At 64.1% G+C, this 23,472-nt stretch carries 14 protein-coding genes; 5 read left to right on the top strand and 9 right to left on the bottom strand.

Annotation, left to right across the window (positions count from 1 at the left end; all coding sequences use genetic code 11):
• The first annotated feature begins 88 nt into the window (after positions 1-88).
• Both LJ760_RS11860 and LJ760_RS11865 read left to right on the top strand, forming a co-directional pair.
• Positions 89-1,237: an ATP/GTP-binding protein gene (locus LJ760_RS11860; RefSeq protein ID WP_227923208.1), complete on the top strand. Its 1,149-nt coding sequence runs from the start codon at positions 89-91 to the stop codon at positions 1,235-1,237.
• Positions 1,234-1,572 carry a hypothetical protein gene (locus tag LJ760_RS11865; protein ID WP_227923210.1) on the top strand — a complete coding sequence of 113 codons (339 nt, stop codon included), beginning with the start codon at positions 1,234-1,236 and terminating at the stop codon, positions 1,570-1,572. Before LJ760_RS11860 ends, LJ760_RS11865 begins: the two co-directional genes overlap by 4 nt.
• A 30-nt stretch (positions 1,573-1,602) precedes the next feature.
• On the opposite strand, the gene LJ760_RS11870 is transcribed toward LJ760_RS11865, so the two are convergent.
• Together LJ760_RS11870 and LJ760_RS11875 are read right to left on the bottom strand one after the other, a co-directional pair.
• A complete protein-coding gene (locus LJ760_RS11870) occupies positions 1,603-3,162 on the bottom strand; it encodes an SIR2 family NAD-dependent protein deacylase (protein WP_227923213.1) in 1,560 nt (519 codons plus the stop codon).
• Positions 3,163-3,230: 68 nt separating this feature from the next.
• On the bottom strand, positions 3,231-4,715 hold the full coding sequence (locus LJ760_RS11875) for an ADP-ribosylglycohydrolase family protein (RefSeq protein WP_227923214.1): 1,485 nt from the start codon (positions 4,713-4,715) through the stop codon (positions 3,231-3,233).
• A 110-nt stretch (positions 4,716-4,825) separates the two neighbouring features.
• Here LJ760_RS11875 and LJ760_RS11880 point away from each other — a divergent pair, with 110 nt between their 5' ends.
• Together LJ760_RS11880 and LJ760_RS17580 are read left to right on the top strand one after the other, a co-directional pair.
• Positions 4,826-5,494, top strand: coding sequence for an NUDIX hydrolase (locus LJ760_RS11880; protein WP_227923215.1), 669 nt, complete (start codon positions 4,826-4,828; stop codon positions 5,492-5,494).
• Positions 5,495-5,734: 240 nt separating this feature from the next.
• Positions 5,735-6,079 (top strand): TY-Chap2 family putative peptide chaperone, encoded by a 345-nt coding sequence (locus tag LJ760_RS17580; RefSeq protein WP_442860661.1) that lies wholly within the window; start codon positions 5,735-5,737, stop codon positions 6,077-6,079.
• Here the strand turns inward: LJ760_RS17580 and LJ760_RS17585 are convergent.
• From LJ760_RS17585 to LJ760_RS11910, 7 genes are all read right to left on the bottom strand, one after another.
• Positions 6,068-6,514, bottom strand: a complete 447-nt coding sequence (locus LJ760_RS17585) for a TY-Chap domain-containing protein (protein WP_442860662.1) — start codon at positions 6,512-6,514, stop codon at positions 6,068-6,070. The genes LJ760_RS17580 and LJ760_RS17585 overlap by 12 nt on opposite strands.
• Positions 6,511-7,161 carry a hypothetical protein gene (locus LJ760_RS11885; protein ID WP_227923216.1) on the bottom strand — a complete coding sequence of 217 codons (651 nt, stop codon included), beginning with the start codon at positions 7,159-7,161 and terminating at the stop codon, positions 6,511-6,513. Before LJ760_RS11885 ends, LJ760_RS17585 begins: the two co-directional genes overlap by 4 nt.
• Before the next feature lie 57 nt (positions 7,162-7,218).
• Positions 7,219-7,719 (bottom strand): hypothetical protein, encoded by a 501-nt coding sequence (locus LJ760_RS11890; RefSeq protein WP_227923217.1) that lies wholly within the window; start codon positions 7,717-7,719, stop codon positions 7,219-7,221.
• Complete coding sequence (locus LJ760_RS11895) at positions 7,712-11,026, bottom strand: UvrD-helicase domain-containing protein (protein WP_227923219.1); 3,315 nt, start codon at positions 11,024-11,026, stop codon at positions 7,712-7,714. The genes LJ760_RS11890 and LJ760_RS11895 overlap by 8 nt, the downstream gene beginning before the upstream one ends.
• A complete protein-coding gene (locus LJ760_RS11900) occupies positions 11,023-13,887 on the bottom strand; it encodes a PD-(D/E)XK nuclease family protein (RefSeq protein ID WP_227923221.1) in 2,865 nt (954 codons plus the stop codon). Before LJ760_RS11900 ends, LJ760_RS11895 begins: the two co-directional genes overlap by 4 nt.
• Before the next feature lie 81 nt (positions 13,888-13,968).
• Positions 13,969-15,264 carry a sigma factor-like helix-turn-helix DNA-binding protein gene (locus tag LJ760_RS11905; protein WP_227923223.1) on the bottom strand — a complete coding sequence of 432 codons (1,296 nt, stop codon included), beginning with the start codon at positions 15,262-15,264 and terminating at the stop codon, positions 13,969-13,971.
• 37 nt (positions 15,265-15,301) lie between these two features.
• Entirely contained in the window at positions 15,302-16,012 is a 711-nt protein-coding gene (locus LJ760_RS11910) for a ribonuclease HI (protein ID WP_227923225.1), read from the bottom strand.
• A 507-nt stretch (positions 16,013-16,519) separates the two neighbouring features.
• On the opposite strand from LJ760_RS11910, the gene LJ760_RS11915 reads away from it, so the two are divergent.
• On the top strand, positions 16,520-23,365 hold the full coding sequence (locus LJ760_RS11915; RefSeq protein WP_227923226.1) for a DUF4011 domain-containing protein: 6,846 nt from the start codon (positions 16,520-16,522) through the stop codon (positions 23,363-23,365).
• Positions 23,366-23,472 lie beyond the last annotated feature (107 nt).

A 23,472-nucleotide genomic window follows, 5' to 3' on the forward strand; every position in this document is an offset into this window, starting at 1 on the left:
ATTGTTTCGAAGGCTCTTGCCAGTTTTCCTTTAGACAAGACCGGCGGTGCGGCGTCTGGTGCCGCCCCTGCCCGCGTACGCTTCTCATATGAAATTGAGCAGAGCGTTAGAACAACACATTGCAGTGTTTGGCGAGAGTGGCAGTGGCAAGACTGTCATGCTTTCCTCGTTCTACGGGGCAACACAGGAGCCCGCGTACATGCAAAAGAATTTGTTCCACGTGGTGGCAGACGATATCGGCCAGGGCACGAGACTGCATCGTAATTACCTGGGAATGCAAAAGTCGTCTCAGGTGCCTATGATGACCAAAACCTCGACATCTTATGCCTTCTCGGTGAAGTTGAAGGAAGGTGCAAAGGTCAAGGGACTGAAGACCAAACCCTTCGATGCCCTGCGCCTTGTGTGGCATGACTATCCCGGCGAGTGGTTCGAGCAAGGCGTATCTGGACCCACAGAGGCTCAGGGGAGAGTTGACGCCTTTAGGTCTCTTCTCGGTTCTGACGTCGCATTCTTGCTAGTCGATGCCCAGCTATTGTTGGACAACGCTGGCGAGGAAGAGCGCTACCTAAAATCGTTGCTGGGCAACTTCAAAAACGGTCTTTTGTCGCTCAAGGATGACCTGTTAGACGATGGCAAGCCACTCGTGGAGTTTCCGCGCATCTGGGTAATGGCCCTAACCAAGGCGGACCTGCTGCCAGACATGGACGTTTTTAAATTCCGGGATCTTCTCATCGAGAAGGCTTGTGACGATATGGACGCGCTGCGCAAGGTGCTGGCTGAGCTCGTTGAAGGAAGCGACGCACTTTCGGTGGGAGAGGACTTCGTACTGTTCTCATCCGCGAAATTTAGCCCAGGCGAAATTGAGGTCAACAAGCGTATCGGCATCGACTTGATCCAGCCGTTGGCAGCGATGCTCCCATTCGAGCGGCACGCAAAGTGGGTTCAGGCTAAGAAACTTCCCGGAAAAGTGGTTGAGAATCTATTGGGTGGGGTAGGTGCTCTGGCTGCAGCACTAAATGGACGCAAATTTGAGATCCCGGGCAGGATCGGCCAACTGGTGAATCTTGTTGGGCCGAGCGTGCTGAGTGGTGCGGTGAGTCTAGCGGGGGACAAGGTTCGAGAAATGAACGCTGACGCGATGGCCAAACAGGAGTACCTTTCCGCGACGTTGACCCGTTTCAGAATGGATCTGGATCAGGCCGAAGAGGACGGCGTTCTTCTGAGGAGCCGTAGATGAGCCTGATCTGGGCGACCCGCGGTCAGGGCTGGGGCTTCACATTCCTCCGTGACGGCGGTCTTATGGACCCGCTCCCCGCATATCAGGAGGCGTTCGCCGGTCTGGAAGATGAACCTGAGGTCTGCCGCCGTGTCGGCGATAAAGTGGTGCTGCGATTTCTGGATCCGGAAGGACGGACAGACAGAGCTGGAAGGCCTATTCCACACGATTTCGTCGTATCCGGGGCGTTGGTGGAAGAAATCCAGTCAGTCACTGATGGGCGCAGGCTCGTTTGGCCGGAAGTTTCCGACGAATACGCACGGGACTGGTCCAAGACGCCGTTTCCTAGAGCCTGAAAGCAGGTTGGTGCAAGAGGCTTGACCGGACTATGAGCTGGGAGTCGGAGCTCCCAGCTCCGCCAGCATCTCCTGCAGGCGGAGGCCTCCGCTGCTTTGAGCTTCGTCCTCGGTGAGCCGCTTAGTGAGATCCAACAGGGTTTCCCGCAGGGACCGCTCGGATTCGGTCAAAGCTCCTTCGTAGCCCTCGGCCAAAAGATACGAATGGCTGTCCGTCGACAGGGCTACGAGAAGATCCAGGAAGATTTCGAGGGTCCGTCCTGCCGCGGTACCGGATTCCTCATTCATCGGCACCAGGTTCAGCTGGGAAACCATCCGCCGGTCCAGGGGATCCGCGGACAGCATCAGCGCCGTCGCGGATCCATCCTTGCCCCGGGGCTCCGGAGGAAGGGCACGCTTCACATCATGCAGGATCTCGTGGAAGTGGTCATCGGCAAGGCCGAAGCCGACGAACAGGATGTGCTGCGTCATGAGGGTGGCTTTCACCAGAGCCGAGAGCGCGTTGCGTGATGCGTTGAAACCGAGATAATCGTCGCGGGTGAGGACGATCGAGTCAGGGTTCGTCACCGAACCATGAAGCTTCAGCAGCCAGTCGTCGTTCTCCCCACCGCCGTCAGGAATGACCGACCGGGGGACGCCGGCGTCGGCCGAAGCGAATTCAAAGAGTTCGTCGTAGTTCAGGGTGATCGCCTCCCGGCTGCCCAGACTGGCAAGGAGGGCCGGTGCCAAACCGTAGCGTTTCAGCTCCACCAGGTCGGCAATGGCCTGATTGAAACTCCGCCCGCCCGCTTCGGAGCGTTCCTCATAGATAGAGCGCAAAATGCCGGCTTGGTCCAGATGCCCGCGCTTTTTGAGCGACATACTCTCAGGGGGTGAGAGCTGTGCGGCCTTGGCCAGAGCCGCCAGAAGATCGTCCCAGCTCGGGGCACCGGCGCTCATGCTGACGCCCGCGCCCATAAAAGGAACGAGCTTGCCGTCCCGGGCATGCGCACCTAGTCGTGCAGCATGATCCTTCAGCTCCCGATCGAGGGGTTTCCACCAGTCCGGCTGACGCTTCCGCAGCTCCTGGGCGAAGGCGAAGTCCTTTTCGTTCGTGAGGATAAGAGCGACGTCGACGCCGGACTCGGCCGCCGCACGGCGTGCCTCCTGGAGAAGCCGCTGAATCACGTCGCCTCGCACCAGTCCTGCTCCGCCGCCGCCGGTGCCGAACAGTGGCATGGCCAGCAAGGGAACGGGACGGGACGGATCGTCGCCCGCAGCTCGCCGTCGTCGTTCGACCTGCTCCGCTGCGACCCGAATGAATTCACGCAACGGTGGAACCAGATCCTCGACCGAGGAAATGCCGTAATACGGCACGGCAGTGAGGACCGGCATGGGTTCGTCGGAGGGCCAGGAATCGAGAGGCTGCGCGAGCTTAGCCCCGCGGGAGAAGCCGACGTCCCTGCTGCTGGCTATCACTGCCTCCAGTCCGGGGAGTGCCTCCCGCCAGTGCCCAGCAATGCTGTAGGTGCGATCGGTCGGAAGCAGCCATGCATCGCAGGCGAAGTTGGTCAGGCTGCCTCTGGTCACGAAGACGTGTGATTCCCCCATAAGGAATTCCTACCATGCCCGGCCCCTGGTCCACGTATTGGTGGGTCCAGGGACCGGTTCGGCTCGAATTATGCGGAGGGTCGACCCGCTGCCTCGGCGGCCAGCAGGTCCCGGAACGCCGGATTCGGGTGGGCGTTGGGGAGGACGCGGCGTACGCGTTCGAGCGCTTCGAGCGGAGTCACCCCGGTGGCCCGGGCGCCGTAGAGTGCGGCAACCGTCGGTGTCCGGGACTCGGCGCGCACGCAATGCAGCAGCACCTTCTTGCCCTCGGCGCGGAAACGTTCGACGGCGGCGGCAGCCTCCTGCAGTACATACCCGGCGTAGGCATTGGAATCCGCGGCAGCCGAATCCACGAGCCAGAACGTCGCGTGGTTCTCCTGTGCGATGCCGGGCACATCGGCCGTTCCCAGCCGGCACAAGGAAACCACTGCATCAATGCCCAGTTCGGCAGTTCTGGCTACTGCTCCCACGCCGCCGAGCCAGACGCCGTCGTCGTCTGGGTGCTGGACCAGGACATCGGTCCTGCTCCACGAGCTGTAATCGTGGTGCTCGGCCCGCGGCCACTCCTGCGTACGATGCCCCGCACCGGAGGCGAGTTCGACGCCGAGCGTCATCAGATCGTGCGCCCGCAGGCCCGGCCAGCCGTGCAGGTTGCGGCGCCATTCAAACGGAACGGCAGAGTAGCCGTAGGCAGCGCCTAGCAGGGAGCCGGCGATGGCGGCCACCGTGTCGGTGTCCCGGCCGCCGCGGACCGCCTCTTCCAGTCCGGCCCGGAGATGGTCGGGGCCGGAAGTAGTGCGTGTGGTGGCGATGGCGCTCCACGCGCCCTGGAGTGCTTCCACGACCCAGCCGTTCTTCGTGAAGTCGCGCGGCCGGGAGCGTTCGGCGGTTTCGATCCGCTCCCGCCACACTGCGGCGCGGTCCACCGGCAGCAGGGGCAGACCGGTGCGGATTTCCAGTTTTCCGGTCAGGACGGCGTCGCGGATGGCGACGCACCACAGCCCGCAGGCTTCCTGGGCGTCGTCTTCGACATGGGTCAGCGCGCTGAGCACCCCGGCCGCCTTCATGAGTTCGGCCGGCTCCCGGTCCAGATAAGCCAGGGCCAGGGGAGCGGTGCGCATCAGGGAGCCGTTGCCGGCGCTGCGGCCTGCGCGGGTGTGGAACTCCTGGGCTGCGCGGGCGAAGTCGTCAGCGGTCGCGTCGGTCCGGCCGTCGTCGCTGGCGATGCGGCGGGCGCGGGCGATGACGTTGCCGGTCTGCGCGCCGACGTCCTTTGCGTTACGGGCCCAAGCGGTCCATGCGCGGACCACGGACGTGAGCGCTTCCGGTGTGGTTCCGACGTCGATGAATGCTTCGGCGATGGGGATGGCCATGGAGGTGTCGTCGGTCCATTCGGCCGGGTCGAACCCGAAGGGGCCGCCGCCCTTCATGGTGACCTCGGTGCCGTCGGGCAGGGGTGCGCCGAATTCGTAGCCGGCGCCGAGGGCATCTCCGACGGCGAGGGCGACGAGGACACCGGCGGCGCGGTGGTTCTGCTGTGAGTTCAGGTTCATAGGGCCTCCATAAGGGCGAGTGGGTGAACGTTCTTTTGCGCATTTCTGCGCTAACTGGTTCCAGTATGCACGCCTTGCATCTTTTGCGCAAGACTGAGATAAATAGTGCTGTGCCAAAAGACCAATCTGAATCGTCGTCGTCCCTGCTTAACTATCCGCGGCCCTCGGTGGCGGTGGATACCGCTGTCCTGACCGTGGCCGGGGGGAGTATCTGCGTACTCCTGGTGAGCCGGCAGGTCCAGGGTTCGCCCGGGTGGGCTTTGCCGGGGACGTTCCTTCACGAACGCGAGACCCTGGCCCAGGCCGTCCTGCGGAGCCTGCGGGAGAAGGCCGGAGTGGAGGGGCGGGTGCCTCAGCAACTTCACGTCTTTGACAATCCCCAGCGTGATGACCGGGGCTGGGTCCTGTCCGTGGCGCACGTCGACGCCGTTCCACTCCGTGCGCTGGAGCCGGCTTTGGAGTCCGGCGGCGTCCGGCTAGCTTCGATCACCGAGGAACGGGAGCTGCTCGCCGAGCTTCCGTACGGGCACGCGGAGATGGTGGATAAGGCCGTACAGTGGCTTCGCACGGCGTACCTGAATACGCCGGATCCCGGGGGGCTGCTGGAAGAGCCCTTTACGCTGAAGGAGCTGCGCGCCGTGCACGAGACGGTGGCGGGGGAGCCGCTGATGCGTGACACCTTCCGCCGGCAAATGGAACCAAAACTGATTGGTACCGGGCTGATGTCCGACGGCACTCGCGGGCGGCCGTCGCGGTTGTGGCGGCGGGGGGAACCCTAGCTTTCCGGCCAAACGGTTTCACGCTGAGCAATGCGGCGCCGGGGTCCCTATGTGGCCGCATAACTGGGGTGCAATCGAAAATGAATAAATGGGGCAGTAGTCCAATACCCAGAACATGGAACCATCGGCTATGCAAAAATTGATGCGCTTTCGTGGCGGTCGCAAGCGATCTGAAGGAACTCCTCGCTCCTTGTAGGACTCCCGGAGGTCGGCGGCAACAGCGCGCACGCGGATGCTTTGATGCTCGTTGATCGGCGGGGGGGCTGGAATACCAGGCGCAGGGGACTTGGCTTTGCCGCCTTCAAGGAGGGTCGGCACAATAAAATCAAATGGGACAGGGCATTTGAAATGGCCATTGCGCGGCAAATTACCCTTGCCCTCGAAACATCCGTTGGCATAGACCTTCCTGACAGAGCTCCGAAAACAATCAGACGAGCTCTGAGCTACCGGGTTCTGGCATCGATCATTGAAATGACGTTGGGAGACGACCAATCCTGGACGGCTACGCCGGGCAAAGAAGGTCCCTTGGATCCCACGTGCCTGATAGGAAGCCCTACGAGCTGGGACGGCGAATCACCACGCTGACAGCCGAGGTTTTCGGCGGAATAATGCCCTAAACCGGTGCACTAATCCCACCTGCCGTGTAGAGGTCGCCGTGTGCCACTCCATTACGCCAGGGTTGGTACAAGCCCGCCCGTAACGTAGTCCATGAATGACGGCAGCCGTTGCGGCATTGGGATTGGTCCAGTCGCTGGACCAATTTGGGCAGTCATCATCCGGAGGGTTCCAGCCCGCCGCACGCAGAATGTCTCCGTGCAGGGGCCACCTGTCTCCGGGCAAAAAGGTGTTCGAGGATATCTCGCACCAATAGTGGTTACCCACGCGCGCAACCTGCGCATAGGGGAAGACGGCATCCACAACCTCTTGCTTGTATTCAATGGCAACAAAACCGCCGTCTTCGAGGCACTTAATATCCCGGTGGATGGTCTCGTGCACCGAGTCCCAAGTTAGCCCATTCACGCGGTCGCTCCTCGTTCAGGTTCCTGGTAGTCACGTTCGTATGCCCAGATGGCGTGATCGAGTTCTGTGGGTGTCGCGTTGAGTTCCCTGGCCGCCTCGATGAGAAGTGACCGGGCCTCCGCGGCTGGCGCTTCACGGCACAGTGCCCGGTTGACGAAACGAATAATCCAACGGTCCGCCTTGATGCCCGGCTTGCCCAGCAGCATTCCGAAATACTCCCAGGTCACCCACCCCAGCCCATGAACATCGGTGTAGGCCTTTTTATGGGCCGGGTTCCGAGGATCCAGATCGGCTGCCGAATTCACGCCTGCTGCCAGCAGGTTGTTCGCGGCCTCAACGATCGCAGAGGCCTTAGTGCGTCCGCTGACCTTCTGGTCATTGAGGACAGCCTGCAGCTCCTCGGGATCACGGCCGGCCAGTCGCACCAGATCATTCGGTCGGTCTGTGCCTACTGCCTTTCGGTATCGGGAGACCGCGCCGCGCACACCATTCTCCGGTGTTCCGTACTTAGCGGCGATACTCAGTACAGCATCGATAAGGGCAGCTTCGACCTGCTCCGGCCAGCCGCCGGGCCAAGGTTTCCAGGTGTCGCGTGGAAGCTCAGCCTGGACGAAATCAACCAGTGTGGAGATGTCAGATTTAGACAAGGTATTTCCTTTTCATAGGGGTGTTCGAAGAGGCCGGGATCGGCCTGGAGTTTGGACTTACCGCCGAAGATTCGCAAAGGGTAGCTGGCCGTAGGCCACGAAGAACTCCTCCAGTAGCTCGTCCTCGACGACCTTGGCGGACCGATTAGTAACCGGAAGCCAAGCGATACGGAGGTCCCGAGAGTTTGAGAGCTGCCATATGTACCGCCCGCCCCAATGGCCGACCGGTAGACCCTGACCGAACTTAGCGAACTCGCTGATCCGCTTCCGCAGGCCGCGGGTGCTGCTCGTACCCGCATCGGCTTTGCCGATATAAAGCGTCGGTGCATCCCACAACCGGCCCTTCAGCTTGGCAGGATCATCCGTCGGGTCCGCGCCCTTGAACCATCCGCCCACGCTGGTGTCGAGCACTTCATGCGCACTGTTCGCGCTCCGCAGCACTGCGTAGACGCCGGGCTCTCGGGGCACGTCGCCCAGATCAAGGTCGCCGAACGCCTTGAAGCCGGTGAAGCCCCGACTTCTTAGATCCGATTCATTGAATGCAGTCACATTAGCCACGCGTCCTCCTCAGGACCTCGGCACCGCTGGCGCGGCAGAAAATCAACACGAGTTCGCTGACTTCTTCCCCGGTGATCCGGCCGATCATCTTGGCGTAGGTGCCCAGCTGTCGCCAATAGGCAGCCAGCTGGTCCTCGCTGACGCTGATATCGGTCTTGAAGTCGGCGACCACGAGGCTGCCGTCCTCCTCCCGGTACATCAGGTCGATGATGCCCTCCACGGTGTGTCCGGTCTCCGGCACCATGATCGGCAGCTCCAGCCAGTGCTCGCGTTCGGCAGCCCGCCGGACAGGCGCACTCTCCAGGGCTGACCGGGCGGACGCCTCCAGATCGGTTGCGTTGCGCAGCCCCGCACCCGCGGCGACGTCGGCCGCCAGCCCGGGAAGTGACGGCGACAGCTCCAGATCAGTGAGTTCCAGCAGACGGTGCAGCGCGGTACCGAACACCGGCCCGTGTTCCTCCGGGATACCGGAGTACCTGGGAAGCACTTCCTCAACCCCCGCCGGAGCGTAGAAGGCCTCGGCGACCCCATAATCCGTCGTTACCCCCGTGCCTTTGCCCTTCGCGAGTGCGGTGACCGAGGTCCGGGACACCCGCGCCGATTCCGCGGCCCAGCCGGTGCTCGACGACAGCCAAGCCCCAAAATCTTGCACCGGATCCGCTGAGGTCCGGGCTTTGGGTAGAGGCAGGAGTTCCTCCGGCAGCTCCAGACTCGGTGCTCGCTCGACGTCGTTGACCCCTTCCAAAAGACCGCTGAGGCTGCTCGAGGACCCGTTGTAATGAGACACCACCAGATGGCTTTCGGCCCGGGTGCAGGCAACGTAGAGCAGTCGGCGGCGCTCGGCCTCCGCAAACTCCTTCTCCACCGCGTCAGCGTCGGCATAACCGTGCGTCTCTATGCCCTTGAGGAAACGGACAAAAACGTTGCCGGCGTCGTCCCACAGGGCGGGCGCAGACGAGGCCTTCGGAGCGGATCCGGCGCCGGCCAGAACCACCATTGGGAATTCCAGGCCTTTGGAGGCATGGATGGTCATGATCCGCACGGCCTGCATATCAGTCTCGGGGACCATGGCCTCCTTGACGCGGGCGTTCTCTTCCTGCTGGGACGCGGCCCACACCAGATAGTCCCGCAGCCCGCCGTGGGTCGCCTCGGACCAGGCACGCGCCTGATCAATGACGAACCGGATCCGCCGCCACACGTCGCGGTAGCGCGGCGTATCGGTTGCCGCCTCCAGCACCCGCCGGTCCGCAGAGATCCGCTCGATCAGCTCCGCAGGGGAGAGCAGCGGCAGTTCCCGGTGCAGGGTGGCCAGATAGCACAGGGCTTTCCAGACAGGGGAGTCCTCCTGTCCCTCGGGAGCCGGTGCGTACAGGTTCCATGCCCCACCGGCCTGCTTCCACCGGAAGAGGTCGTCGTCGCCGCAGGCGAACAGCGCCGAGCGCAGCGCCAGCACCAAAGCCGCCTGATCGGCGGTGTTCGCCAGCGTCCGCAGCGCCAGCAGCAGATCGGTCACTTCCTGTGTGGCGTAGACCAGTGAGGAGGCTTCGGCCCGGTATTCGATACCGGCGGCGTCGAGGGCGTCCTCCAGATAGGGCAGTGCAGTGCGGGTGGGCAGGAGGATGCAGACGTCCTGCAGCTCGAGCGGCCGTCGGGCAAACGCTTCCTTGTTGCCGGGTTGATGCTGCCACGCCGGCACTCCGCCGGTGCCGGTGGCCAGCCGGACCGCGGCGGCGACGTCGGCCGCTTCCTGCCGGTTCCGGTCCGCCGCACTCACCTTTCCGTTCCCGCCGGGAGTACCGCCGTCGCGGCCGAGCACGACGACGGCGGGTCCGTCGTCGTCGTTCCATACCGGCCGGGCAGGGTCCGGCACCAAGTCGGCGTATTCCGGCTGGACTGTCCCGTTGCCTTCGATCAGTTCGCCGAAGACAGTGTTGATCCAGTCAAGCAGCGCAGTTCCCGAACGGAAGTTTGTCTGCAGGGTAGCCACCTCGGACCCTGGATCCGTGACGGCGCGACCCCGGGCGGAGAGGAACGTGGCGATATCGGCCCGCCGGAAGCGGTAGATGGACTGCTTCGGATCACCGACCATAAACAGGCGCCCCAGTGCCACTTGAAGGTCTTCCCAGCCGTCGGTGCCGCAGCTGGTGTCCGCGGCCAACCGGACCGCGATCTCGGCCTGGACAGGGTCGGTGTCCTGGAATTCGTCGAGCATGAGGTGGGTGTAGCGCCCGTGCAGGGGCAGGCGCGCGGGGGCATCGGCTTCCGTCTCGCCCACCAGCAGATCGCGGGCGTGGACGAGCAGGTCGTGGTACTCGAGCTCGCCACTGCGTTGCCGCACCTTCGCCGCAGCGAGGAGGACGTCGGCCAAGACCGCACTGACCGTGTTGACGGCCGGGGACACCTGTCCGGCGATAAGCGCATCCCGTTCTTCAACCAAGGCAAGGAACTGCTGCTGGACGCCTTTGACATCGCCGCCCCAGTTGCCCTGTTTGCCAACGGAATAGCCTTTTGCGGGCAGGCTCTTCAGCACGTCGATGATGCGGCCGAGATCCCCGGACCCGCGGACCTCCTGCAGCCGGGCCCGCCAAGACTCCACTTTAGGAAACTGATTCATGAGCTTGTCAGCGGGGTCGGTGCAGTCCGTCTTCCGTTCGAGGACGAGCTCGGCGGCGCGCAGCAGCGGCCCGACGTCGAGCACCGGAACGCTCTGCCGCTGCGGCGGGTGGGTCCGCAGCCGGTCCCAGTTGCCGTCCAGGGCAGCGGCGACCTTCCGCAGCTGGTCCAGGGTCACGCCGACGGCGAGCAGCACGCGCAGTGCGGTGTCGGCCTCCGGGTCGGTGAACAGCGCCTGCTGGGCGTCTTCCCACCGGCGTTCGAAGGCGATCTGGGAGCGGAGCTCGTCCACCACGGTGATCAGAGGCGGCACTCCGGCCTCGATGGGATATTCGCTGATCAGCCGGGCGGCGAAGGAGTGGATGGTGCCGATGGGTGCCGCGTCCAGTCGGTCCAGTGCCGTGTTCCGCCGTTCGGTCCGGACCTCGTCCAGTCCGTAGGTCTTGGCCAGTTCTCGGCGCAGCCGGTCCCGGAGTTCGCCGGCGGCCTTCTCGGTGAAGGTGATGGCTGCAATCCCGCCGATGTCGACGCCGCCGTCCACTAGGGCGGCGATGCGTCCGACCAGGGCGTGGGTCTTGCCGCTGCCGGCACCTGCCTCGACGAAAACGGTGGTGTCCAAGGCGGTGCCGATGAGGTGCCGATCGTCGTCGTCCTTAAGTGCCGGTTTGGCGGGGGAGGTCTTCGGCTGGCTCATTTTTCCTCCTGGAAGAAGCGGGAATAGTCGCTGAGGGCGGGGTCATCCTTGAGCCGCTCCCAGATGTGCCGCACACCCGCGGCGCCCATCAGGGTGGTGTGGTTGGTGTACCGGTCCGATTCGGGCCGCGGCGGGAAAACCCCGGCCTGCAGCGCCGCCATGACCAGCCCGGCGTCCTCGCGGAGCCGGCTTTCGACGTCGGGGCCCACGTCGTAGCCGACCCGTTCGTACTTCCCGTCGGCGGTGATGAACCGGTATTCGGCCCGGACCTCCGCCCCGGGGTCCGCGGAGAAGCGCCGGGCGAACAGGCCGTAGACGGGCAGCTGGAACCGGGTTCCACCGGCGGTGGGATCTTCGCGGGTCAGCTTCTTATACTTGTCCGCCTTGCCGGTCTTGTAGTCAATGACGAGCACCTGGCCGCTGGAATGCCGGTCCACGCGGTCCACCTTGCCCCGGAACCGGACGGTGTTGCCGTTGGGCAGGTCCAGTTCCATCGGCGGTTCACCGGACTCGGCGCCGAATTCGGCTTCCACCGCCAGATGCTGCCAGCCGGCGTCGCGTGCCTGCTGATCCGAATCATGGACCTTCTGCAGGTCGGTGCGGATCCGGGATTTGTCCCGGTCCCAGGTGTGCAGCAGCCAGGCCGGATTGGTGGTGGCCTCGAACGCGGCTTCGGCGATTTCCAGCAGCCGCTCTGAGGAGACCGTCTGGCTGCCGTCGGTCAGGCCGCGGACGTAGTCCTCGAGCACCTGGTGCATCAGGTTGCCGCGCTGCAGGTTGCTGATCTGGACCTCGAGGGTCACGTCCTCAAACAATTCGGCCTTCAGGACGCGGCGCAGGAAGTAGGCCAGCGGGCTGATGACCCAGTCCTCGAGGTTGGTGGGGGAGATGGGTTTCTGGGGATCGATGATGGAACCGGACACTCCGGTGAGGTTGCCGTTGAAGCGGGAGAAGGTGCCGTTCCGGCGGTCGGCTCGAATTTCGGACACGGCGGCCAGTACCGGGTCGCTTGTCAGGGGGCCGCTGCCTAGGAGGTGGCGGACGCGCCATTCCTGCCCTGTGGCGGCAACGCCCGTGGGGGAGCCGTGCATCAGGCCGTGCGCGAAGGAGGGCAGATGCCGGACCTTTGTCCCTGCGAGCCAGCGCGAGGGCTGCAGGGTTCCGCCGGCGCGCAGGTTGCCGCGGGGAAACAGGATGGTGCGTTCGACGCCGGTGGCCAGCAGCCGTAGGAACTGGTCCTTCCGTGCGGCGGCCCGCTCGTGGACGGTCGGCAGCTTCACCGCGAGCAGATGGCCAGTGCTGTCGGGAAGCAGCGGGTTTTCCCGGATACGGGCGGGGGCGAGCCCGTCCGCCGCCCCGGTGAGGAAGACGACGTCGAGGTCGCGGCCTACGCCGTCGTCGTACGATCCCAGGGCCACTCCGGTGCCGCTGTTGCCGGTCCAGAATCGACGGGCCTCGATACCGCGGGCGACGGCGGCGCGTACCGCAGCGGCGGTGGGCGCCGGGGCGATCCCGTGCAGCAGTTCGAGGTCGCGGATCACGTCGCGGACTGATTCGCGGGCCTTGCCGAGCTCGGGGCGTTCCGTCTCGGCCCGGGGCCCGAGGAATTCCGAGACGAAGTCCGCCAGAGTGTCCGCAACCTCCGTCCAGGTCCGGGCAGCGAAAACTCCAGACAGGCGTTCGCCCAGGACCGCGATGAACGCGGTGAACTGGGCGTAGTCCTGCTGCCGCTTCTGTTCCGCTTCCGTTGGTTCGTGGTCCTCGTCCGCGTCCTCCTGTTCAGCCGGGGGAGAGGCGTGCAGGCGCTCGCAGACGGCGCTGCTGGGTAGGCTTTCCTCCTGCCAATGCAGGACGCCTTGCGCCATGACATCCAGGAGGACCCGGACATCGGGGTTCGCCGGGTTGAGGCTGAGGAGGTTTATCAGCCCGCGGGCCAGACCGGTGTCGGCCAGGCCGTGTGCTGACGGGCCGACGAAGGTGATGCCTGCTTCGGCGAGGCGTTGGGCCAGCAGGGTGCGGTACGGCTCGGCGGCGGAATAGAAGACGCCGATGCGGTGGCCGGGAGTGCCTGCTGCCAGCTTTTCGATGACCAGGCGGACGACGGCGCGTGCTTCGTCGTCGGCGTCGGAGGCACTCAGGATCTGTTCACCCGGGGCAGAGGTGGATGCTGCAGTGAGGTAGACGGTGCCTGCGTACTGTTCCAGCGCGGCACGGAAGACTGCGGCGGACGGGTCCTGCTCTTCGGCGAGTTGGAAACCGATCACCGGACCGAGGCGCTTGCGGATCTGCGGTGTCTGCAGTGCGGCGGCGGCAGCGGAGTAGAGGTCATGGCTGGTGTACCAGCTGTTCCCCAGGATCCGAGCGGCGGCACGGTGCACGCGGGCAACCTCACGCACCAGCGGCGACAGGCTGGTCACGTCGTCGGGGCAGGCTGCGTCCAATGCTGCGGAGGTCGAGGCGATCGCGCGCGCGGTGGCCGGCTGGTCGGCGACTTCGGCAAACAGCCCGGGCGCTTCGGCCAGCACTGCGGTGACGGCGCCTTCACGGACCATAGCTGGAAGCGGCGCGCGGCTGGACAGGCGACCAGCTGCGGCCGCGAGTTCCTCGGCTAGATCATCCAGTGTGGTGGTGCGGACGGCTGCGCTGCCGCGGCCGTCGTTGAGGACCCGGCCCAGATAGTGGGACAGGTCCAGGGCGGAGGCGCGGCTGGGTGCGATCACCGTGACCGGCTGCAGCGGCCGGCCCTGGGCACCTGCGACGGCGTCAGCTAGGGCCTGCAGTGCTTCGGGCGTGCGGGTGTACGACTGCGTCCGAACGCCTGGGCCCGGTGCTGAATCAGCACCGGATGAATCTGTACTCAATGAACTCCCCCTTGTTATTAAGTGCACTCAACCTACCAGCAGGTGCTGACGGGTCCTTGCCGGCAGGCCCCGCTATTGCAACTACCAATCCCAGCCGCAGGAACTGTCCATGCACCGCCATTGCGGCTGGGGTCCGTCAGTGATCACGCATCCCGCAGGCCAGACCTTGGGCTTCGATCCATCACTTGGCGGACACCACAGGCCGCGGACGATGGGCCAGGCCTCGTGTGAACAAATCGGACACGTTGCAACCCCTGCTTCGACAGTCGTTTCCTTCTTGCCGCTGGCCACGGGGTCTCGAGTAGCGCCATTGTCTTTATCTTCAGCGACTGCGCTCTCTGCCGGTGCTGCGGGATGTTCTTGGATATAGCGGAGAGCTGCTGTCCAGGAACCGAAGAAATTGCGCAGGGCAGCGGGCGAGGGGTACTCGTGGTTTGCAGCATTCATGTCTGCACACCATTCCGCATAGCGCCCATGGCTGGGGTGCAGGTTGCGCGACTGCATGTCCGTCACGAAGTCACGGATAGCCTTTTGGTAAAGCTTTTCGGTGAACTTCACCAAGCCTGGCGTCCGGCCGCGCTGATTCGCTGCCAGCCCGATGGATTCCAAAGCGGCGTTCCAATACGTGTACTTCCCCATGACGGTTTGCCGGGTCGGCGGCCAGGGGGACGCACCCTGGCGGGATTCCCAACCGAGGGCGGGGACAAGTTCGTCGCGTAGTTCGTCATAGCGCGATCCGGTAAGCGTCGTTTCTGGATGCTTGGCGATGTGGCGCTTGGCAGCGCCGATGATTCCGAGGATAGTTGCGATGTCTTCTTCTGCTGCTGTTCCTTGCTGGAGGACGGCGACCAGTTCCGTCATCATGTCGAGGTCCAGGTTAGCCGCTGCAAAATGCGGGTCCGGAGCAAGACCCAGCTCGGCGCCCACAAGGTAGTACAGACCGGCTTCAACAACGGCTTTGGAGAATATGTCCTGGGCCCGGGAATCAAACCGGATACTGGAATCCCGAAGGGTCGACTCTGCCAAGTCCTTGTCCATCTCCGGGAAAAGGATTGCCAGTCTCAGGATGGTCTCCGTGCGGGTCGATCCGCTCGCGGCGGCCGTCCGCGCCACGGCTCCGTACGATGCCATGAAGGCTTGGGCGGCGGCGTTGATTTCCGCTTCCCGTTTGTCCAGCCGGCGTTTGCGAGACTCGGCCGCCATGCTGCCACCCACCTTGCTGACGATTTGCCGGACCCGCTCCCGCGTAACCCCATAGTCGGCGCCGATGGCTTCGAGGGTTTCCCCCTCGATGTACCTCTGCACCATGGCCGCGTCTCGTTTCTGCGCGGTAGGGCGCGAGGGACTGGGTGAAGATGTCTGTGATGTCTGGGTCATGGGATCCCCTAATGCTTGACGTTGATCAGAAATGTGGTCAGGCTGCCAGTGCCATGCGGGAGCGCCGGATGTCGTTCAATACATCTTGGTGCGCCAACGCTGTGAGGCGCTGTACCGCTTCGAAGCTGAGATCGGCCTCGCGGGACCTTCGGGCAAGCACGGCCAACCGGTCGGCTGCCATGTTGTGCGGGTCGCCGCTGTGGCCTTTGACCCACAGGAAGCACACCTGGGCGTCGCGGGTGTATCCAAGGATGCGAGCTACTTCCTCGCGGCAAAAGCGGCTTGCCGACGGCGGTGCGAAACCTGGTTCCGTGAGCATGCGGAGGGCCAGCTGGCTGTCCGACCGAACAGTGATGGCGGTGCCGCCCTGCAAAGCCGATGAATAGACACCCCGGGCAGCCTGCAAGCCGAATCTGATTGACCGTAGCTCGCCTTCGAGGATGCTGTCTCCTTCGGAGACCTTCTGCCCCGGCTTCACACGTGCTTCCCCGCCGAAGTCCAGTACCCAGCCGTGCCCGAGCCAGGGAAAGCACTTTCCACGCGACGAATCGGTGGTGATGGTCAGTTGTGCGAACCGGCCGTTGATTTCCACGGCAACTGCCTCGTCCAGGGCAGTGATGGCGACGGCTGGAGGGTACTGGAAGCTGGCGGACACCCCCAGGGCCTGGAGGCTGGTCGCAGCGTTTTCGTCGTCGCAGTAGATCTCCTGGGTGCCCGCTTCGAGCTGGTAGTTCACTGCCTGGCGCACAGCGCCGTAAAGACTCCGCTGTCCGTCGGGACACGAAGGATTCCAAATCCCGGACTGAACTGCCGCGACCTGGCTGCCTTGGGTTCTGACAACAGCCCAGACCTGCAACCCGTGCTTCGGTGATACACGCACAGAGATACCGCTTCGGGCCGCAACGGTATCGGCGGCGGAAATGAAGGGCCGAGCCGGTGCTACAGGTACGGGAAAACTCATAACTGCCTCCTGATGCTGGGACGGAATTGCTGCGACAGGGATCACAGTAGGTTCCGGCGCTGACATTTTCTGAGCGGAGGTAGCTGAACATTTTTTGTAACTTGCGAAGCTAACTTTTTGTAACTCCATTAGCGGCATGGGAAGCCCGTTGAATGTGTAAAGGAACCGGAAACGCCTCGAGCGCACAGCAACCGGTCTTATATGCGTATGAATGAACCCGGGAGCGAGCCAGCCGCGGTATATTCTGGCAAAGCGGCGCCAGGGGAGGGGCCGCTCGAAGCGTAGGGAAGTGGCATGGCGTTATCCAACCGGGAGTTCATCGGGCGAATCCTGGAAATCTTGTCCAAGGGGCTGGAACCCTACATCGAACGGGCGATGGCCGAAGTTTCACCCGGAGTCGACTGGCCGTCGCTGCTGTCCCGAAAGGATGAACAGGCGGGCCGCGGACTCAAGACGTATAAAGCCAATGACGTCCAGGCACAGCTCCGCATACTCACTGAACGCCTCGGGACGCTGGGCTATCCGTTTGCCCTCCCGCAGGAAGCCGGCGCCTACGCCAAGGAACTGCGGCAGGTCCGAAACAATTGGGCCCACAACGAGCCGTTTTCCGACGACGATGTGGCCCGGGCCATCGATACGTCCCTGCGATTGATGCGGTGGATGCGGCTGGACAAACAGGCTGCGGAAGCCCAGCAGCTGTTGAAAGACTTCCGGGACACCAGCACAGCGGCTCCGGTCCCCGCTGGCCCCGCCCCGGTCCCCGCCGCACCGCGCCCCCGTGCAGTGGCTCCTACCCCAGTCCAGGTCCCCTTGTCCCTTGATAAAGAGGATCTGCCTGCGCCAACCCTCGTCCCCTTGTCCTTGGACAAAGAAGAAGTGCCCCTGCGGCCGGCCCCAACGGTCCATGCTCCGCAGGGAACCACCATCACCCTCGAGACCGCCTCGGAGGTTAGCTATGCCATGTCCTACAACGGCGGGCAGGTCATAAACCGTCTCGTTGTGGCGAACCCCGGCCCCGAAATCCGTGGGGCAGTACTGCAGCTCAGCCTCACCGCCGAAATAGGCGTTGTATCCCGGACCAGCGAACATTACCTGGATATCCCCGCAGGCGGTTCCATTACTCTGTCCAGCCCCAATCTGCAGGGCGATCCCGCAGCCATGCTGCAGCTGGAAGACCGCCAGCAGGGCACCGTCCGTGCCGAGCTCAAGGTGGATAACGACGTCGTGGCGTCCGCCAGCCGGGATATTGAACTGCTCGGAGCGCAGCACTGGAAGCTGCGGCGCGGACTGCTGGCGCTGGAATCCCTCGCGGCCTTCGTCCAGCCCAACCATCCGGAAATCGCGAAGCTGTGCTCAGAAGCGTCCGACTTCCTGAAGGCAGAGACCGGCAACAGTGCGTTGAACGGCTACCAATCAGGTTCCGAACGCGCCGATGCGATTGCCTGGGCCATCTTCCGGGCGGTCCAGAACCGCGGCATCCGGTACAGCGAGCCTGCTCCGTCGTGGGGCCAGCACGCCCAGAGGATCCGGACCCCGGAGCAGGTTCTCAACGGCCAGTTCGGCACGTGCATGGATACCACGGTGATCCTGGCTGCGGCGTTGGAGTTCGCCGGGTTGCAGGCAAACCTGTGGTTGATGGACGGTCACATTTTCGCTGGCTACTGGCGAAATGAACGCAACTTCCAAACTCCTGCACTGGAAGAAGCGGCCTATCTGGTCAACGAAGTGGACCTGGGCAACATCCGCCTCTTGGAATCCACGATGGTCACGGACGGCGGCGAAACCTTCCGACCGCAGGAGGTGCACGACGCCGCGTACAAGCGCTACCTGACCGGAGAGATGGACGAGGTCCGTGGTGTCGTGGATATCTTCGGCGCCCGCAGCGCCGGCATCCGGCCCATCCCGGCCCGGCTCACCAACGCGGGCGGAAAAGTTGAGGTCTACGAGTACACGCCCCCGCGTCCGGAAATGCCGTCAGTACCCCAGGGCAGCGGACGGGGATCCAAGAGCCGGGCCGACGCCAAGCAGCTCCCCCCACGTATCAGCCAATGGAAGAACGCGCTGCTTGACCTCAGCCTGCGGAACCGGCTGATCAATTTCACCAAGACCGCACGCTTCCCGCTGGCGGTACCGGACAGCTGGATCGGGCAGTTCGAGGACCTGATCAGTGCCGGAACCCCGATCACGCTGGCCGCCTCCGACGACGTCGCCGCCATGCACCGCGAACGAGGCGTCCGCTACGGCCGCGACCTGCCGCAGGAACAGCTGGCAGACATGCTGGTCAAGCGCCACGCCGTGTTCGCCGACGTCACCGAGGCCGGCTACCAGTCGCGGATGCGCAGCCTGGCCTATAAAGCCCGAACCCTGATTGAGGAAACCGGTGCCAACAACCTGTATCTGGCGTTGGGGTCGCTGGTATGGAGCCTCGACGGGAAGGAACTCCGTTCCCCGCTGGTCCTGGTGCCGGTTCAACTGCGCCCGACGTCGAAACAGGGTCCCTACGAGGTTGTCCTGGACGAAACGGGCGGCTCGACGCCGAACTACTGCCTGCTCGAAAAGCTCCGCATGGAACACGGGATGGAAATCCCCGGGCTCGCGGATCCGGAGGAGGACCACTCAGGCATCGACCTGGACGCTGCGCTCGGCGCAGTGCGGTCCGCCGTCCAGGCCAAGGGACTGCCGTTCCGGGTGGAACCGACCGTGGACCTGTCCATCCTGCAGTTCGCCAAATTCCGGCTCTGGAAGGATTTGGACGAGCATTGGGAAGAACTATCCAAGAACCCCTTGGTCCGCCACCTGGTCAGCACGCCCACTGACCCGTTCACCGATCCGGCCACCACGGAAACGGGCGAAGACCTCGACGAACTCGCGGCACGGGTGCCCATCCCGGCAGACTCATCCCAGCTGCAGGCCATCTCCGAAGCGGTCGCAGGAAAGACCTTCGTCCTGGAAGGACCTCCCGGCACCGGCAAGTCCCAGACCATCACCAACCTTTTGACCCGCGCCGTGGCCGACGGGAAACGGGTCCTCTTCGTGGCCGAAAAGCGCGCAGCGCTGGAGGTCGTGCAGAAGCGGCTCGACGACGTCGGCATGGGTGTCTTCGCGCTGGACCTCCATGACAAAGGGAGCAAACCGGCCGCGGTCCGGGAACAGATCCGGCGCGCCCTGGACCACCACGCCGATCCGGACCGCCAAGGCCTGGACGCCGCGGTGAGCGAGCTGAACAAGGCACGGCGGGGACTCGTCCGCTACGCCGCACGCCTCCACGACGAAAACAACGCCGAGCTCTCGCTCTACAGTGCCCGGACCAAGGAACTCGCCGTCGGGGACGAAGCTGAGCCGCTCTCCGTCCCGGAATCCTTTGTCGAAAAGACCAGCATTGACCAGTTGCAGCAGCTGCGAAGCCTGCTGGCCGAACTTCCAGATGTTGCCGACCCAGCTGCTCCGGGTGACCGCACGCCGTGGGGGTTTATCACCCGCCCGCTTACGAAAGCCAAGGCGGAGGTCGTGAACGGCGCAGCCCGCCGGTTCCAAGCCGCCCTTGACCGGACCACGGCGGATCCCGAATTTGCCCGGGTGGTGGAATCGGCACGCACCGTGGCCGACCTCGCCAAGCTCCGGGAGGTGCTGTCCGCCGGCACCCTAGACCTGGACCTGCTGGATGAAGTGGCCTCCCGGCGGTGGAACAACGCCATCGAGGGCCTGGGCAGCCAGGTCTCGGCCTTTATAGGTGCCGCCCATCCCGGGCTGGACAAGGTGGTGCCCGAAGCCATGGACCTTCCCATGGCAGATCTTCATGCCCAAGCAGTTGCTGCGGCGGAATCCGGTTTCTTCGGGCGGAAGAAACGCCTGATCGCCGTCCGCGACCAATTGGCCGATTACATCCGCCCCGGCATCGTGGTGAAACCCAAGGAAATCCCTGCACTCACCGAAGCGCTGCTCACCGTCCAGAGCGCAACGCGCGGTCTGGCCGGTGAGGCGGCTTCGGTGCCGGGTGTTGGGTTGCCAGAGTCCTGGAACCCGCTGACCGACGCAGGCCTGCAGATGCTGAATCACTCGGTGGATTGGCTCCGTTGGGCGTCTGACCTTGTCAAGGTCACCGGCAGGCCGGGGGAGCAGACGTTCCTGCAGGTGTTGCGCACCTACCTACGTAAGACAGGGCAGGTGCCCGACAGTGTGGGGAAGACTGCCACCGATCTTTCGCAGGCTGCAGCTGACCTTTTCAGAGCTGCGGGGGTGGAGCACGAGGACCTCGAAGCGTGGCTGGGCGGTTCCACTCTGGTGGACCGCTGGAACCAGACCAGCCGCGGCCGCGACGTCGAACGTCCCGGACTGCCGTCGCTGGCCCGCTGGCTGGACTTCGTCAAGGCACTCGAGCCGTTGAACGTTGCGGGTCTGGGCGCTGCCCGTGAGCAGCTCAAGTCCGGGACAATTCCTGCCGACGACGCCGTCGGCGCGTTCGAACGCGGCCTTGCCCTCGCTGCCCAAAGCGAGCGTTCGGCGGCGACCGGGTTGGACCGCTTCGAGGCACGCAGCCACGAAAAGATGATTGACCGTTTCATCGCGCGTTCCGCCGCCATCCGCCAACAGCTGAAGGCCGCCGTGCCCGCGGAAGTGTTAGCGCAGCGCAGCTTCAATCCGCAGTCCGAAGCAGGACAGATGGGCAAGCTGCACCGCCAGCTGGGCTCCAAGCGCGGGATGAAGGTCCGTCCACTGCTGGAGAATTTCGGTGAGCTGATTACCCGCATCACGCCGTGCGTCCTGGTCAGCCCCGACTCCGTGGCGCGTTTCTTCCCTGCACGGTCAGACCTGTTCGACCTGGTGGTCTTCGACGAGGCGTCCCAAATCCGGGTGGCCGACGCCGTTGGTGCGATGGGCCGCGGACGTTCCGTCGTCGTCGTCGGCGACAGCAAGCAGATGCCGCCCACCTCCTTCGCCGAAACCAGCCTGGACGGGGACGACGAAGAGGATGACGCAGCGGACACGGTGACGGATGAGGAATCGATCCTCTCCGAATGCGTATCGGCGCGGGTTCCCCGGCAGTGGCTGACCTGGCACTACCGCAGCCAGGATGAATCACTGATCGCCTTCAGCAACCAGCAGTACTACGACAGCAAGCTCTCGTCCTTCCCGGCACCTGTGCACGGCAGCGCCAGCGCCGACGTGAACGGCTACGGCGTGAACTTCATCCGCGTTACCGGCGGGCACTTCAACCGGACCGGCAAAGGCAAACTGCTTAGGACCAACCCGGTGGAGGCAGAGGCAGTCGTGGCGGAGATCCGCCGCCGCTTCCTCGCCTCGCCGCAGGTGTATCCCTCGGTGGGCGTGGTGACCTTCAACCTGCAGCAACGCGCCTACATCGAGTCGCTGCTGCGCGATGCCGACGACCCCCGGATTGCCGAAGCACTGGACGCGCCGGACGGGCTCTTCGTGAAGAACCTGGAAAACGTACAGGGCGACGAGCGGGACACCATCCTGTTCTCCACCGGCTTCTCGAAAAACGAGAGGGGCTACCTGCCGCTGAACTTCGGTCCGCTGAACCGCAGCGGCGGCGAACGCCGGCTCAACGTAGCGGTCACGCGTGCCCGGCGGCAGGTCATCGTGTTCTCCAGCTTCGATCCGTCCGACCTGCGGGCGGAGGAGACCTCGTCGCTGGGCATCAAGCACCTGCGCAGCTACCTGGATCTCGCGGCCAGTGGAACCGACGCCCTGCCGTCCGACGGCCGGCGGAAGCCCGCCGTGGACCGTCACCGGGAACAGATCGCCGATGCCCTGCGTGAGCGCGGGCTGGTGGTCTCCACCGACGTCGGGCTGTCCGACTTCAAGGTCGATATCAGCGTGGCGCTGCCCGAGGAACCGGAGCGCCCGTTGATGGCGGTGCTGTTGGATTCGCCGGTCTGGGCTGCCCGCGGCACGGTGGGGGACCGGGACGGGCTGCCCACCGATGTGCTTTCACGGATGCTGCGGTGGCCGTCGGTCCAGCGGGTGTGGCTGCCGGAGTGGCTGTCTGATACGGCAGCGGTGCTGGACCGGTTGGAGAAGGAAATCCGTCGCGAAGACCTGCTGGCGGAGCCCGAGGTTGAGGTGCGGGAGCCGGTCGTTGCGCCGGTTCCCGTGGCACGGCCCGAGCCCGCTGTGGTCAAGGCTGTCCCGATTCCTCCGGCTGCTCCGGTGTCGAACGCTCAGCCGTACGTCCCGTGGTCCTGCCGGGGAACCGGCGGCATCGAATACCTGGACAACCTCGGCTCATCTCCCCGCGCCCGCGAAACCGTACGTGCCGTGCTCGAGGCGATTGTCGAAGCCGAGGGGCCCGTTCATACGGCACGGCTGGCGAAGCTGGTCTGCGCCGAGTTTGACCTGAACAAGGTGAACGGGCAGCGGGCAGCGTCCGTCTTGAAGCTGATCGACCGTAAGAAGTTCCATGTGGACCGGGACGAGTTCGTCTGGCCTACGTCGCTGGATCCGACAACGTGGGTAGCGTACCGGGAAGCCGACGAATTTGAGCCGCGGAAGATAGAGCACGTCAGCCTGGTGGAAATCGGCAATGCGATGGCTGAGCTCTGCCGGGATGCCGCCGGACTCGCACCGGAGGAGCTAAAGAGGCAGGCCGTCCGGGTTTTTGGAGGCAAGCGGGTTACAGCTGGTATTGGGCAACGATTGGATGAGGCGCTCGTTGCCGCCCTGGATTCTAGGAAACTGGGAATTACGGGCAACGGCTTACTCCTGCCGGGCAGTCGCAGCGGTGTGGCACCTGTAGCACCTCAGGCGCACCAGCTTGGAGGCAGTCCGACTGAGGTGGATCACCGGCTGCCCAAGGGCTGGATACAGGCGGATGCGCAAAATATCCTCGCGCTCTGCAGGGACGGCATGACGGTGGGACGAATAGCGGACCGCGCTGGCAAGGACCCGGATGAGGTGGCTAGATACCTAGTTGAGCAGCTCTTGTCCCCCTCAGGCGATCTATCCAGCCGCCGCGGCGCCCACCGGCAAGGCCAGCCTTATACGGATGAAGAAATGGCGCGTATTACGCTTATGCACACTCAAGGACGATCCCTGCTGGACATAGCAGGGGAGGTCCAGCGCACCGAGCTCTCGGTTGGCAAAAAGCTTCTAAACAAGGGTTATCCCAGTCGAAGGTAGGGCGAGTATCAGGTATCCACCTCTATTTCAGTCCCAGCGCCTTAGCTGGGACTAGAACAAAACTCCAAGGGGCTCGTCGATCTTCGAGACCTGCTGGAAGCCAAGCG

This window comes from Arthrobacter sp. zg-Y895, assembly GCF_020731025.1.
In the GTDB taxonomy this organism is placed as follows: domain Bacteria; phylum Actinomycetota; class Actinomycetes; order Actinomycetales; family Micrococcaceae; genus Arthrobacter_B.